This window comes from Actinomadura rudentiformis, from assembly GCF_008923185.1.
Classification (GTDB): domain Bacteria; phylum Actinomycetota; class Actinomycetes; order Streptosporangiales; family Streptosporangiaceae; genus Spirillospora; species Spirillospora rudentiformis.
This window is the reverse complement of sequence record NZ_WBMT01000029.1, coordinates 124,289-138,321: the sequence shown is the minus strand read 5'-3', so window position 1 is coordinate 138,321 and position 14,033 is coordinate 124,289. Positions and strand designations below refer to the sequence as shown.

At 69.4% G+C, this 14,033-nt stretch carries 13 protein-coding genes; 8 read left to right on the top strand and 5 right to left on the bottom strand.

Translation table 11 applies throughout. The features are described 5' to 3' along the window. Window positions 1-200: 200 nt before the first annotated feature. A complete protein-coding gene (locus tag F8566_RS44795; protein WP_151569644.1) occupies window positions 201-548 on the bottom strand; it encodes an ArsR/SmtB family transcription factor in 348 nt (115 codons plus the stop codon). Next, window positions 545-1,000 (bottom strand): SRPBCC domain-containing protein, encoded by a 456-nt coding sequence (locus F8566_RS44790; RefSeq protein ID WP_151569642.1) that lies wholly within the window; start codon window positions 998-1,000, stop codon window positions 545-547. The genes F8566_RS44795 and F8566_RS44790 overlap by 4 nt, the downstream gene beginning before the upstream one ends. 171 nt (window positions 1,001-1,171) lie before the next feature. Here F8566_RS44790 and F8566_RS44785 point away from each other — a divergent pair, with 171 nt between their 5' ends. The 4 genes from F8566_RS44785 to F8566_RS44770 all read left to right on the top strand — a co-directional run bounded on the left by F8566_RS44785 (window position 1,172) and on the right by F8566_RS44770 (window position 6,000). Further along, window positions 1,172-2,761: an alpha/beta hydrolase gene (locus tag F8566_RS44785; protein WP_151569640.1), complete on the top strand. Its 1,590-nt coding sequence runs from the start codon at window positions 1,172-1,174 to the stop codon at window positions 2,759-2,761. A 94-nt stretch (window positions 2,762-2,855) separates the two neighbouring features. After that, window positions 2,856-3,539 (top strand): hypothetical protein, encoded by a 684-nt coding sequence (locus tag F8566_RS44780; protein ID WP_151569638.1) that lies wholly within the window; start codon window positions 2,856-2,858, stop codon window positions 3,537-3,539. A 127-nt stretch (window positions 3,540-3,666) separates the two neighbouring features. Continuing rightward, on the top strand, window positions 3,667-4,278 hold the full coding sequence (locus F8566_RS44775) for a hypothetical protein (protein WP_151569636.1): 612 nt from the start codon (window positions 3,667-3,669) through the stop codon (window positions 4,276-4,278). Between the two features lie 393 nt (window positions 4,279-4,671). Continuing rightward, window positions 4,672-6,000: a protoporphyrinogen/coproporphyrinogen oxidase gene (locus tag F8566_RS44770; protein WP_192810201.1), complete on the top strand. Its 1,329-nt coding sequence runs from the start codon at window positions 4,672-4,674 to the stop codon at window positions 5,998-6,000. A 237-nt stretch (window positions 6,001-6,237) separates the two neighbouring features. Here F8566_RS44770 and F8566_RS44765 read toward each other — a convergent pair whose 3' ends face one another. Further along, window positions 6,238-6,825: a CGNR zinc finger domain-containing protein gene (locus F8566_RS44765; protein WP_225994096.1), complete on the bottom strand. Its 588-nt coding sequence runs from the start codon at window positions 6,823-6,825 to the stop codon at window positions 6,238-6,240. Between the two features lie 91 nt (window positions 6,826-6,916). Here F8566_RS44765 and F8566_RS44760 point away from each other — a divergent pair, with 91 nt between their 5' ends. After that, on the top strand, window positions 6,917-7,687 hold the full coding sequence (locus F8566_RS44760; protein WP_151569630.1) for an MBL fold metallo-hydrolase: 771 nt from the start codon (window positions 6,917-6,919) through the stop codon (window positions 7,685-7,687). 898 nt (window positions 7,688-8,585) lie between these two features. Then, window positions 8,586-9,833 carry an MFS transporter gene (locus tag F8566_RS44755; RefSeq protein WP_225994095.1) on the top strand — a complete coding sequence of 416 codons (1,248 nt, stop codon included), beginning with the start codon at window positions 8,586-8,588 and terminating at the stop codon, window positions 9,831-9,833. A gap of 203 nt (window positions 9,834-10,036) precedes the next feature. On the opposite strand, the gene F8566_RS44750 is transcribed toward F8566_RS44755, so the two are convergent. Together F8566_RS44750 and F8566_RS44745 are read right to left on the bottom strand one after the other, a co-directional pair. Further along, a complete protein-coding gene (locus F8566_RS44750; RefSeq protein WP_151569627.1) occupies window positions 10,037-10,900 on the bottom strand; it encodes a hypothetical protein in 864 nt (287 codons plus the stop codon). A gap of 232 nt (window positions 10,901-11,132) precedes the next feature. Continuing rightward, the gene (locus tag F8566_RS44745; RefSeq protein ID WP_225994094.1) at window positions 11,133-11,549 is read right to left on the bottom strand and encodes a hypothetical protein; all 417 of its coding nucleotides are present in this window, start codon (window positions 11,547-11,549) and stop codon (window positions 11,133-11,135) included. 355 nt (window positions 11,550-11,904) lie between these two features. On the opposite strand from F8566_RS44745, the gene F8566_RS44740 reads away from it, so the two are divergent. Together F8566_RS44740 and F8566_RS44735 are read left to right on the top strand one after the other, a co-directional pair. Further along, on the top strand, window positions 11,905-12,438 hold the full coding sequence (locus F8566_RS44740) for a hypothetical protein (RefSeq protein ID WP_151569624.1): 534 nt from the start codon (window positions 11,905-11,907) through the stop codon (window positions 12,436-12,438). A gap of 255 nt (window positions 12,439-12,693) precedes the next feature. Next, window positions 12,694-14,016, top strand: coding sequence for a tannase/feruloyl esterase family alpha/beta hydrolase (locus F8566_RS44735; protein ID WP_151569622.1), 1,323 nt, complete (start codon window positions 12,694-12,696; stop codon window positions 14,014-14,016). Window positions 14,017-14,033: the final 17 nt, after the last annotated feature.

Below are 14,033 nucleotides of genomic sequence, written 5' to 3'. Positions count from 1 at the left end.
ACGAGGGCGGGAACGCTGCGCAGTTACCGATGCCGGACGGAACGCTCCGGGCCTCTGGTTTGAGGGCAGACTGAAACACATCGACAGGAAAGTCCGGGCAGGCTGAACGCATCCTTGGCCGGAAGGTGCTGAGGTGTCAGCGCGAGTCGACCGGAATGCGCCGGGGCGTCAGCGTGAGTTGGTCCGAAGGCGCCGGGGTGTCAGCGTGAGTCCCGTTCTGCGGCCTCGGCGAGACGCTTGATCCTGGCCAGACGGCGATCCCAGTCGTTCGCGAGCGCGGCCATCCACCGTGCCGTCGCGGTCAGCGCCGCGGGCTGGACCGTGTAGCGCACCTCGCGTCCGACGCGGCGCCCGGAGACCAGCCCGGCGGCGTCCAGCACGGCCAGGTGCTTGACGATCGCCTGCCGCGAGACGGGCAGGCGTTCGGCGAGCGTCGTCGCCGAGGCCTCGCCCTGTGCGGAGAGCACGTCGAGCAGCCGACGCCGCGTCGGGTCGGCAAGCGCGGCGAGGATGTCGTCGACCTCGCCGGCGCCGTTCTCGTGGGTCACACGGACGACTGCTCGGCGCGCCTCTTGAGCGCGGCGAACACTTCCGACCAGCCGCTGGTGTTGTCCTTGATCCCCTGGGCGCGCACCTCGTCGGAGGCGGCCAGCGTCGCGAACCCGCTTTCGACGACGCGGAGCCGCGTCTTGTCGCCCTCGGCGGTGAGCGTGAACTCCACAAGGGTGCTGTTGTCCTCGCGCAGTTCGTGCTGCCCTTCTTCGCGGATCGTGCTGGCCCAGCGGTACGCGAGGTACGTCGGCGGCTGGACCTTTTCCACCCGTACCGGGAAGGCGCCGTAGTCGGGATTGGTCGCCACCATCGTCTCTCCCTCCTTGGCCTCGCCCTCGGCCATCATCGACTCCTCGGAGACCCAGAATCCGGGAACGGCCACCAGTGACCACACCCGTTCCAGGGAGGCCTCGATCAGGGTCTCACGCTCTATGCGGTCCTGGTTCATGAGGTGACTCCTTCACTGTCGCGTTTGGCGCAACTCTAGGGTTGCACAACACACTGTCCAAGTGCAACCCACCGGTTGCTCCTGGCTGGGGTGTTGCGTATGGCTGGCCTTACCTCGGGCTTGAGGGTCGCCGTAGTGATTTCCTGCTCGGCATTGGATGAGGTTGGGGCCATGACCATCCCACGTACTGCAACGGCCGTGACCACGCTCGCCATGAGCGCGCTCGTCGGCTGGACGGGCGCCGCCCCCGCCTGGGGATCAGCCGCCGCCTCGGGGTCAGCCCCGGTCTCAGATGCGGCTCCTCGATCTTCCTCTCCCGATCTGTCGCGGTATCTCGGGCAGCGCCTGGACTGGGGCCCTTGTCCAGCCGACGCCACGGAGTTGACCGAGGCGGGCGCTCAGTGCGCGCAGGTGACCGTTCCGCTGGACTACTCGGCTCCCGACGGCCGTTCGATCAAGCTGGCGATCTCCCGGATCAAGGCCAAGGACGGCGCGCGCCGTCGTGGCATCCTGCTGTCCAATCCAGGCGGGCCCGGCGGGCCGGGGTTGAGCTACACCGCTCAGCTGCGTCCCGCGATGAAGGACGCGGCGGACGGGTACGACCTCATCGGCTTCGATCCGCGCTTTGTCGGACGCAGCACTCCGATCTACTGCGGGCTGTCGCTGCAGGGGAAGCCGACGCACTCGCGGAGAGAGGCGTTCGAGGCGTCCGTACAGAACGCGCGTGAGACCGCACGGCTCTGCTACGAGCACGGGGACAACGCCGCGCTGCTCCCCCACGCGTCCAGCCGCAACGTCGCCCGCGACATGGATTTGATCCGCGCTGTTCTCGGCGAACGCAAGTTGTCCTTCTACGGCGTGTCATACGGTGCCGATCTGGGTGCCACGTACGCCCAGATGTTCCCTGGCCACGCCGACCGGATTGTTATCGACAGCGTTACCGACCCGACGCTGACGCAGTACGAGAACTTCCAGGCGGCCGGTGCAGCCCAGGAGTCGGGCTTGAACGAATGGGCGGCCTGGACGGCCCAGCGTTCGAACGAGTACCGGCTCGGCCGCACTCCCCAGCAGGTCCGCGCCGTTGTCGAACGCCTCAGCGCTCGGGTGGACGCCGGCCCGCTCCCCATCGGCGACTACACGGTCCACGCGAACGTACTGGGACTCATCCTGCGCCAGATGGTGGGTACCGAGGAAAGCAATCCCACCCTCGCCAAGACCGTTCGCAACCTGGTCGACGCCGCCGACGGCAAGCAGGTGCAGCCCGTTCCCGAGCTGCGCATGTGGCTTGAGCTGTTCCGCAACCCGAGCCCTGAGCTGGACAATCAGTTCAGCAGCGGCAACGCGATCTTCTGCGGGGACGGCGGGTGGCCGGCAGGGGGCTGGCCCGCCGACCCGGAGCAGTACTGGCAGAACATCGAACGCGCACGCCGCACGCAGCCGGTTTTCGCGGCGACGGCCAACGCCATCTTCCCGTGCCCGTTCTGGAAGACCCAGCCTCGCGAGTCCGGAGTGGAGATCGGCAACCGGGTCCCCCTGCTGCTACTCCAGGCCACGCGTGACAACAACGTCCCGTACGCAGGTGCCGTGGTCATGCACCGCAAGCTCAAGGGCTCGCGCATGATCTCAGCGGACATCCGTTCGCACGGCGTGTACGGACGCGAAGTCGACGGCTTGACACCCATCTCCTGCGCGGACCGGGCCGTCAACGCCTACCTGCGTACCGGCACTCTGCCTGCCGCCGACATCAACTGCGCCCCTTAACACCGCCCAGCCGTGGAAGTTCCGGGGCCGCAACCGCGCGAGCGGCTTCGGGCAAGAGGTGGCGATGGATCTTCGTTGCTACCCACGGAGTGAGATGAGACGGAAAAGAACGGTGGCGGCTGTGGCCGCCACCGTCCTGGCAAGTACGGCGATCAACGTTCCGGCACCGGCTGTGGCGCGGCAGCCGACCGCGCGGGCCGGGGCGCCGACCGCGCGGGCCGGGGAGGGAGGCGCCGGTGAGGTGACGCTCGTGACCGGCGACGTCGTGCGCGTACGAGGGAAGGGTTCGACGGCCGTCGTGCTGGGCGTTCGGCCGGGCAAGGGACGTGAGAGAACGACGTTCCAGCGGCTCACGGTCGGCGGGCACCGCTACGTCATCCCCTCCGACGCTGCGACGCTGGTCGGGCAGGGCAGGCTTGACCGGCGCTTCTTCGACATCGGGTTGCTGAGCGTTGAAGGCTACGGTGACTCCCGCCGCGGCGACATCCCGATGATCGTGGAGCGGGGCAAGGGACGCATGACGGTCGCGGGCACCACCACGACCGTCGCCCTGCCAGAGCTCGGCATGGACGTCCTGCGCGTCCAGAAGAAGAGCGCCGGAACGGCCTGGGCCTCGCTCACCACGAACGGCTCGTTCACCACGAACGGCCTGCGCTCCAGCGGCGCGGTCACCCGGATCTGGCTCGACGGCAGGCGCCGGGCGCGACTCGACAAGAGCGTCAAGCAGATCGGCGCCCCTGCCGCGTGGAAGCGGGGATGGCGTTTGCCCCGCTGGTGACGCATGCCCTGCTGGCGCATGCCCTGCTGGTGGCGCGTGCCCCTGCTGGTGGCGCTGCCTCTGTTGGTGACGCATGCCCCGCTGGTGGCGCATGCCCCTGCTGGTGGCGGGTGCGATACTGCCGCGCATGCGGGATGGCACAGATCTTGAGCGGCTGCGGGGCGCGTTCGCTGAGCTGAACGAGCGCGGCTTTGGGGCCGACTTCGACCTTGCCTGGCGTGCCTTCACCAAGCAGGACGCGGCCGCCGAGACGCCGCGCGGGCCAAAGGGTTTCCTCTACAGCTACGCACAGGCCTACGCCGACGCGTTCTACGCCGAGGAGGGATGGGGCGTCGCGGAGCAGCCGATGCCCGACTGGGTCAAGAACGAGATCGAGGCGATGAAGCCCGAGTTGCTGGCCGCCGCTGGCATCGACCCCGACGAGCACGCGGAGACCGTCGAAGGAGTAGAACGAGGCGACTACGACGCCGACGAACTGCACGATGACTACGTCGCCCTCGTGGAGGAATGGGAAAAGATCGACGACAACCACGCCCGCGTCCGCGAGGCATTGCGACACGAACGCATCCATCGCTGGCACACCCTTCTCCGGCCGCTCGTGATCGGCTGGTACAGCCCCGATCACCTCGGCGAAATCGTTGAAGTGCTCACCTCGTACGGCCTGGACGTGACACCGCCGCCGAACGAGAAGACGGTCATCTTCGTCAACCCGTCCCCGCCACAGCCTGCGAGCGGCTAGGAACCGCCGCCTCCGGCCAGAGCATTCGTCATTCAATGCGCTTCCAATGGATCATTGTGGCACGAATGGCACATGCACTTCCGTGAGGCGTCGAGGGCATGGATCTACGCCGGCGGAATGGCAGAAAACCGGTGATTAACGACCGTCTTACCGGTGGCGGCAAAGGTGTGTAGTTGCCAGACTCCTTTCGCCCGTGTCGATGCTGATGGAGGAAGCCGTGCGCCGTACGGCGCGCAGCCGCCTCCTGGTGACGCCCACGCCGGACTGCCGCTCTCCCAACACCGGCCGCCGCCGACAGCGGGCATCGAGCCGACTCCGATATGGGCTTCGAGCGGATTCCTGGCCGGCTCCATGGTCGCGGATGGGCCAGTCAGTGCTGAGGAGGCAGGTCATATGACAGGTGCTGGTTCGGACGAGGTGATCGTGGTCGGCGCGGGCATCTCCGGCCTGACCGCTGCGTTCCGGCTGGCGGCCGCCGGGCTCAACGTGAAGGTGCTCGAATCCGGGGACGGGCCGGGCGGGCGGATGGCCACGCGGGCGCTGGGTGACGGGCTGATGGAGTTGGGCGCCCAGTTCCTGTCCACCGGATACCAGATCATTCCCGAGTTGCTGAAGACCGTGGGGCTGTCCGACCAGGTCGTCAAGGTCTCGGGGCGGACGTTGGTGGTGGCCGACAGCCGGTCTTGGCGGTTCGATACCGATCGTTCTTGGACGTTCGTGTCGGGCGGGTTGGTGCGTGCCCGGGACATGCCGGCGGCGGCGCGGGGGATGTGGTCCACGCGCAAGCTGGCGACACGCCCGGCCAGTGACGTGGTCCCCTGGCGTGATCTGGACGGCCACGAGGGACTGGAGTGGGCACGTGCGAGTTTTGGGTCGGGGTTGACCCGTCGGCTGTTGCTGCCTTCCGTCAACGGCCTGTTCTTCCAAGAGCTGGCTGGCAACAGCGCCGTCCTACCGGGGACGCTGGCGGCGTTTTCGGCTCGCCGCCCCAAGGCGTTCACTCTGCGCGGTGGGCTGGGTGCGCTCACCACAGCCCTGGCGGCCAAGCTGGACATGGAGTATGACGTGCGTGTCGAGCGCGTCCAGCGTCCGACCTCCCCCGGCGACCCCGTCAGCCTGGCCACCTCACGCGGTGCCCGGCAGGCCCGCGCCGTGGTGATCGCGACACCGGCGGCTCCGGCCACCAGGATGCTGGCCGACCCGACTCCAGCCGAAAGGGCCGTCCTGCATACCACCTACAGTTGCGAGGTGCTGGTCGGGCTGGCCTTGGCCGAGCCTCTGGCGGCGGATGAGCTGGGTGGCGCCTACGGCGTCCTGGTCTCCCCGGAGTCCTCCTCTCCACTGGCGGCGATCGCTGTCTACTCACGCGCCGACGCCACCGCCGGTGGCGAGGTGCTCACCGTCATGTTCCGGGGGGACGTATCGCGGCAGCTGATGACCGCCGACGACGCGACGATCCGCACCCAGGCCATCGACGCGGTGACGCCGTTGCTCCCCGGGCTGGCCGACCGGGTCATCGAAAGCCAGGTGTCCCGCTGGCAGGAAGCCCTGCCCTACATGCATCTGGGACACGCCACGGTGGTGCAGCGCTACCGCGACCACCTGCCCACCGCCAGCCCCGTCCTGCTGGCCGGAGACTACCTCGGCCTGCCCTGGTCCGACTCGGCCGCCTTCAACGGACGCTGGGCCGCCGACCGCCTGATCACCGAACATCCCGCCTGAGCCAGGAGGACTGGAGCGTCTCGGCATCCGCACCCAGCCGTGGGAGTTCCGGGGGGCCTCAGTTGAGGGCGAGTGGGTTCCTCGGCGCATGCGCGACCGGCAGGCGGTCCTGAGACCGGCGGCCGATCCTGAGACCGGCGGGCAATCCTGAGACCAGCGGCCGGTCCTAATCAGGGGTGTGGGCCGGGAGCTCCTTACGGACGTTCGCCGCCCTCCACCACGCCGGGCGGTCGTGGGTCAGTCCGCCTTCGGCTGGGTGCGCCGGGCGTAGGCCCGGGCGGCGCGGGCGCGGTCGCCGCAGCGGGTGGAGCACCAGTGGCGGCGGCCGTGGCGCAGCAGGTAGCGGTTGCAGGGAGTGGAACCGCAGGCGGTGAGGCGCTCGGCGTCGGGTGAGGTGAGGAGGTCGGCCGCGTTGGCTGCGAGGGTCGCCAAGGCGTGGTCCATGACCTCGTTGATGGGATGCGGGGCCGCGCGGTAGGGGCCCTCCTTCTCGTCCCACTGGAGAAGGGCGGCCGTGGGGACCCTGCGCAGCGCATCGTTGACGGCGGCCAGGGGCGCGGGCAGGGCGGGAAGTCCGGCAACGCGGGCGGAGAACAATGCCCGGAGGTGTTCGCGCAACGAGCGCAGCTGCGTTGTGCACATCTCCTGCAGTCCGGCATCGGCCGGGGCGAGCCCGCGTTCGGCGAGCCACTCGTTCGCCCCCTTGGGGGTGCCGAAGAGGTCGATGAACTGCCCACCGGGCAGTGCGATGGCGCTGTTGACGAAGTCGAGGGCGGGGTACTCGTCCGCCCCCGGCGCGGGCGGCAACACAGGCTCGGCGGTCATGACTCTCATGGTACGGGTTGCGCTCATCCGTGAGGAACTACTACGGTCACTTCACGGATAGACCTCCCTTCATCCGTGAGGAGATAGTTTCGTGCCCTCTGTTGAGCAGTTCCCCGTCCGCGTCTTCGGCGGCCCGACCGCCCTCTTCGAATATGGCGGTCTGAGGTTCCTCACCGACCCGACGTTCGACGCTCCCGGCGATTACGAGGAGAACGGCCGCAAGATCCTGACCAAGACCGCACCCGCCTCCGGCAGCCCCGATGACCTCGGCGGCATCGACGTGGTCCTGCTCTCCCACGACGAGCATCCGGACAACCTCGACAACTCCGGCCGCGCCCTGCTCGCCGACGTTCCCCTCACCCTCACCACCCCCGGCGGCGGAGAGCGTCTCGGCAAGGGTGCCGTGGGGCTGGCCGACTGGGAGTCGGTTGATCTGGATCGGCCGGACGGTGGCACGATCACCGTGACGGGCGTACCGGCCATCCACGGGCCTGGCAAGCGCGAGGAGGTCGAGCCGATCACCGGCCAGGTCGTCGGATTCGTCCTGACCGGGGAAGGCCTGCCGACGGTCTACGTCAGCGGCGACAACGCCTCGCTCGACGCGGTCAAGGAGGTCGCCGAACGTTTCGGACCCGTGGACACCGCCATCCTCTTCGCCGGGGCGCCCCGCATCCCCGTCCTCTGGGATGGCTCGCTGCTCGTCATTGACAGTGCTCAAGCTGCCGAGGCCGCCCGAATCCTGGGCGCCCGCCGGGTGGTCCCCGTCCACTACGACAGTTGGGCCCACTTCACCGAAGGCCGTGACGAGCTGGTGGCCGCCTTCACCAACGCCGGGCTAGCCGACCGCCTAGACCTAGACTGACCGCGCCCGACTGCTGCTGCGGCCGGGGCCGTGGCTCCGCCACCCCGGCACCCGCGCACGCCGGGGGTCGTACACGCTGGGGGCCGTGCGCGCTGGGGCCCTGCGCGCTGGGGCCCTGCGGCTGTCGCCGGGCCGAAGTCGCCGGGCCGAAGTCGCCGGGCCGAAGGAATACGTCCGCCGACATCGAACGGCGGCCGCCGCGCTGGTCAGCGCCGTGGCCGCCACCGCCCTCGCTCGGGCCGCGGCCGCCACCGTCTCGGCAGGGCCGTGGCCCCAGCCAGTCCGTCCTGCCGCAGCGGCGCCACACGCCGCCCTGGGCCTGGATGGCTATCGCGCTGGTGCCCGGCGAGTGGCGGGCTGGCCCACGGAAGACACATCCGACGCCATCAATGTGCGACCTCGGCACCGATCAAACCCCTGGCCGCTTAACCCTTGACGCCGCCGCCCCATCACCTGGCCCACACGTCCCGTATCGAACCGCCCAACAGCCGCTAGTTCGTTTGTCCGCCTGGCCATCCCATCGCGCCCCATCCAGTCCACGTCGAGTCGGCCCCACCGCCTCCTCCTCAGCCCATCCCGTCAGTCCGTACCAGCGCACCGAGCCGATCCATCGCCGCCTTGCCGCCGTCTTCCAACGGTCCGCGCGTCGACCAGCGCGTCGGGCGGGGCCGCCCATCGCCTCCTCCGCAGCTCTTCCCGTCGCCTCCCTGACCCTCCCCGCGTCACCAGAACGTCGCGCTGCCCCGCCACCTCCTGCCCCGGCCCTACGCCGCCGATTCGGCGCGCATTCACTCCATCGCTTCGTCACCCACTCCCATCGGCCTCGCCCTGGTGCCTCTGCCTGAGTCGCGCCGGTGGCGTCGGCTGCGCGGATCACGCCTACCGAAAGAACTCTCCCGTGACGACTACCGTGCCTTCCCAGCTAGTGGACCACCCGCGCCTCCAGACGCAGCGCCGCGTCCTGATCGTCTTGGTCGCGGCTCAGGTCCTCAGCGGTGCCGGGCTGGCGGCCGGTGTGACCGTGGGCGCCCTGCTCGCGCAGCAGATGCTCGACTCCACCAGCCTTGCCGGTCTGCTCAGCGCCCTGGCGACCGCCGGTTCCGCGCTGGCGGCTGTCGCCGTAGGGCGCATCTCGCATGCCCGCGGCCGCCGCCCTGGCCTCGCCGCCGGGTATCTGGCCGGTGCCGTGGGCAGCGCTGGAGTCATCGTCGCCGCGGTGGCCGATAACGCCGTCCTGTTGTTCCTCGCGATGTTCGTCTACGGCGCCGGTACGGCCACCAACTTGCAAGCCCGCTACGCCGGAGCCGATCTGGCCACCCCCGCACGACGCGCCAGCGCCGTGTCCGTCGTGCTGGTCGCCACGACCCTTGGCGGTGTGGTCGGCCCCAACGTGGCCGCACCCGCAGGCGACCTCGCGCACGCTTTGGGCATCCCCCACCTGGCTGGGCCATTCATACTTGCGGCAGCCGCCTACGCGATGGCCACCCTGGTCTTGGCCGTCTGGTTGCGTCCTGACCCGCTGTTGCTGGCCCGCGCCCTTGAGCCGGAACGTGGCGCGGCGGACGGGCAGCCGGGCCGCGCGGTCGAGGGCCGCCGCTCCCCCGGCGTGCTGGTCGGCACGCTGGTCATGGTGTCCACTCAACTGGTCATGGTGGCGATCATGACGATGACACCCGTACACATGCATGATCACGGCCACGGCACCGCCGCCTCCGGCCTTGTCATCGCCATCCACATCGGCGCGATGTACCTGCCCTCACCCCTGACCGGCTGGCTCGTCGACCGCTACGGCAGCCTCACGATCGCCGTCGCCTCGGGCCTGGCTCTGCTGGCCGCCGGACTCGTCGCGGCCAGCGCTCCCGGCGACTCCGTCGCCCTTTTCGCGGTGGCGCTCGCGCTGCTGGGCCTGGGCTGGAACTTCGGGCTCGTCGCCGGCACGGCGATCGTCACCGACGCCGTCCCGCTGGCCACCCGAGCCAAGACCCAGGGCCTGGTCGACGTCGCCATCGCCGTCGCGGGCGCAACCGGCGGCATGGCCTCGGGCCTCGTCGTTGCCGCTGCCAGCTACCCATCCCTGGCCATCGGCGGCGGCATCCTGGCACTGGCCATCGTGCCAGCGATAGCCGTCGCCGCGCGCAACCGATGAACACCACACGCGCAGCCGACGTGTGCCGGTGCATGATGCGAGGAGGGGTCGACGCCTGCGCATGCAGTGCTGAACGCGGATGCTGGACGGCACACGGCCAGCGGGAAAACCACAGCGGCCCCACAAGTGCCGGGAAGGAACTGCGCGTTCACCTTCCCTCGCATGTAGGGCGGCTGCGGCGCACGGTGCTGCAGCCGAGAAGGCTAGAAGCTTCCGAACCCGCCGGAGTCACCGACGCCATAGCTGCTGTGGTGGCCGGTCCCCCGTTCGCGCTGTTCAAGCCGTTCGCGGCTGCGGCGGGTCGGTACGGGAAACGGCGGCCGGTTCGTGCACCATCCAGTGGGTGCCCGGTCCGGCTCCTCCCACGGAGCGACGGCCGCCCACCATTCGGCAAAAGTGAGCGGATAACCTGCCGCGGCGCAGTCATCGGCCACTGCGCGCTTCGTCGCGGCGTTCCAGCGCACCTTCGTGATTCCCCACTCGTACAGCTCATCGCCCAGCGCATCCAGCCGCGTCGGCCCGCGGGTCTTGTCATCCTTCTGCAGCGCCCGTGCCTCTGGTACGTCGTACCGGAACACATGGGCGACGGTTCGTCCCTTCCGGACCCAGCCCCAAACCCCGCGGTGGGCGACGGCGGTAAGCCGCGCCTGCCGCTCCCGGGCCATCGCCGCGGCACGCTCCCGGGCCGCGCGGACTTCCGCTACCCGGGCGAGGATCTCATCCTGCACCGGCCAATACCGCTCCCTGGCCTGTGCCTGCAGTGCCGCGTGTTCGCCGGCGCGTGCCTTCTGCTCGGCCCGGAACCAAGGCAGCCAGCGGATTTCCGCGAGCCGCCGGCCGCGCCGCCACCAAGGCCGATCGACCGAACGGTTCAACGCGGCGTCAGCGCGTGCGAGGTCCTCCTCGAACTGCCGGCGAGCGGCCACCCAACGCTCGCGTTCGTCGTCGGTCCCGGGCACGCGCTCGGCATCCCAAACGTGACCCTCGTCGGGTCGCAAGGTGACCACATAGCACCCAGCCACCACGGGCGCGACCTCGATGGTTTCCTCTTCCCTTTCGCTGACCAAGGACCGCTCCTCCGTCCGGGCGGATGTCCCACCACAAGCGAAACTACGACAGCGATCAGACGTCTGCCACCGGCTGCCGAACGGCTACGACGTTGATCCCCGCTCCACCACGACCGCTTCGTCGTCTCGACCCGCCCAGGCCCGCAATGCCTTAAAAGCAAGACCCTCGCTCCGCTCGGACAGTCCAATCGGGGCTGGGCGTAGCTTGTTCTCAGGGGCGTATCTATCCAGGTCAGGGGTTGGGCGGTGCGGTCCATGTGGGATCGTGCCAGATGCCTTTCGCGCAGCAGGCGAGGAGATGCTGCGCTGTGATCGGAGCGGTGTCTTGGGGGGCGCCTATCGCCGTCAACGCGGTGCTGAGTCTCGCCGCTGCTTGTTCGGCTGGCGGCTCGTGCACGTCGAGCAGGTCGAGCAGGGGGGTGAGCAGCAGAAGACGGGCGGCGTGGTCGGTGATGCCTTCGGTTGTGGGGCTGTCGACGATGTGGCGCAGTTCGTCCCACGTCAGCACGCCGCCGGTCCAGTCTCCTTCCCACCTTGCGATGTGCCGGGGACGGCCCCAGGTGGGATGGGTGAGCAGGTAGTCGACTCCGTAGTCCCCGAGGAGGTTGCGGTAGACCACCACAGCGCTGTGGCCTTCCGCAAAGGGCACCTGCAGCACCGGCCACTGTTGGGGTCCATGAGGAGCTCGGAGGTTGCGTCGACATCAGCCCCGTCCTCGCCGAACCATTCGGGGGCTGGGCTGTCGGCGCCCATGGCGCTACACCAGCCCAGCAGGTGGTTCGACCAAAATCCCGGACGGGTGACCAACAGTTCTCCGTTGACCAACGGGCCGCCGTCATATCCCTCGATCAGCACGCCACGAGCTTGCCATCATCGGTTGGTGAACCTTCACCGGGATGGGTGTGACCTTGGTGGCCGGGTGAGCTGGTTCTGTTGGTGGGCTGGGCTGTTTGATTGCGCGGTCGGCTTCGACCGTGGGTGCAGGCGGTGGTGGCGATGGGTCGTTGCAGGAGGAGTTGGCGCGGCGGCTGGCCGGGTCCCGGCAGCGGATCGAGGAACTGCAGCGGCAGCTCGCTGAGGTGCAGGCGCGGTTGGAGGCCGAGGAGGATCGACTGTCTCGGCTGATGATTACCCAGGAGACGGTGGAGGAGATTCTGGGTGAGACGCCCCAGGTCGCCGAGCCGCTGCCGGGGAACAGACACATCGATACCGAGACCCGGGAGGCCGAGTCGAACCTCGAGGTGGTGCGGCGGGGTGTGATGCTGGTGCCGTCATGGGAGCCGGTCCTGGGGATTTCGGTGTTGCCGCGGGCGTATCGGGATGCGCCAGAGGTGCTGGCCGATGCGAGTGGGGCGATGCGGGCGAACAAGATCTCGATGGCGTTGGGGCGAGGTGAGTCGGCGGCCAAGGTCGAGGGGTTGGCTATGCCTGTGAGACCGGCACCGATTGTCGGTGGGTTCGGGCACCAGTTGGTGATCGACCGGCCGAAAATGTCGATGAGTTTTCTGATCAACGCGCTTGGTGCGCTGCATCCATAGGGCGGCGGATGTCTGGCCTGGGCGCGGGCCGATAAGGCGGCGGCGGTGCCCAGGGCACTGGCCTGGAGGGAACTGGGGGACCGCGGCCGGGCGCGTATGTACCGGCAAAGGGTTGGGGCCGATGGGGTGTGGCGAACGGGTGGCTTTGGCCGATGGTCATGTGCCGTTCGGCCCAGCGCTGTGGCCGTTGTGCACTTACCTGGTGGGACCGGCTGCTCCTAGCTTTCGGGTGTCGATGCCGAACGAGGAGTTCCCATGGCCCTTCACTCCTGGACGGCGGCCGCCGTCGTGCCGATCCTGCTGGTGTCCGCCCTCGCCCCTTTCGCCGCGGCCGGGACGGCAGGCGCGGACGGGTGCGGCGAGCGGGGCCTGCGGGTCCCCGGAGCCGCACGCGCCATCGCGGCCTGCCTGCCAGATCTGACCACCGCGGGGACCATCAGGACGGGGCACACCGACCCGGCCGACTGGGCGGGCCTGGAGGCCCCGGGCACGGCCCATCCGTCCGGCGTGCCCGGTGTCCAACTCGACGGATACTTCCCCGACTCCTCCACCAGCAACGCCACCCACGGCTGGAACCACGACAGCCAGTTCGTCATCCGGCTGCCGCGCCGCTGGAACGGCGGTCTGGTGGTGGCGGGCGCACCCGGCGTCCGCGAGCAGTACGCCAACGACCGCATCATCGGCGACCACGTCCTGGCCAAGGGCTATGCGTTCGCCGCGACCGACAAGGGCAACACCGGCGCGGCGATCTACAGCGACGGGCGTTCACCGGGCGGAGCGATCCGGGAGTGGCACACCCGCATGGCCCAGCTGACGGTCGCCGCCAAACACGTGGCGGCCAAGCGCTACGGCCGGGCGCCCCGGCACACCTATGTCGCCGGCCTGTCCGCCGGCGGATATCTCGTACGCGGCCAGCTCGAACGCCACCCAGGGCTCTACACCGGCGGCGTGGACTGGAACGCCCTGCTGTTCACACCGAAGACCAGCCTGCTGACCACCCTGCCGCCCGCACTGCGCGCCTATCCCCGCTACGCGCTGGGACAGCCCGGCGCGCACGCGCAGATGCTCGCCGCCGGCTATCCGGCCGGCTCAGAGCCGCTATGGGGATGGCACCACACGAACCAGTGGGACTTCTTCCAGCGGATCGTCCGCGAAGAACTCGACCCCGGCTACGACGGGGCGAAGCAGGCCGGGACGCCGTTCTGCCCCGAGGGCACGGGCGCAGGATGCGACACCGACTACGACTACGCCTCCCGTCCACCGCAGGTCGGCAAGGCCGTCGCCCGGGTCTCGCTGACGGGCCGGATCACCAAGCCCCTCATCAGCATTCACGGCACCCTCGACGTCCTCGTGCCCATCAGCAAGACCGGCGACGTCTACGCCGAAATGGTGCAGCGCGCCGGCCGCCAGCATCTGCACCGCTACTACCGCGTGCCCGGCGGCACGCACACCGACGGGCTCAACGCCGCCTTCCCGACACTCGTACGCCCGATGCTGCCGGACTTCCGCGCCGCATTCGACAAGCTCGCCGCCTGGACACAGCGAGGTGTGCAACCGCCGCCGAGCGGCACCTTGTAGACACGTCGCCTCGGCGT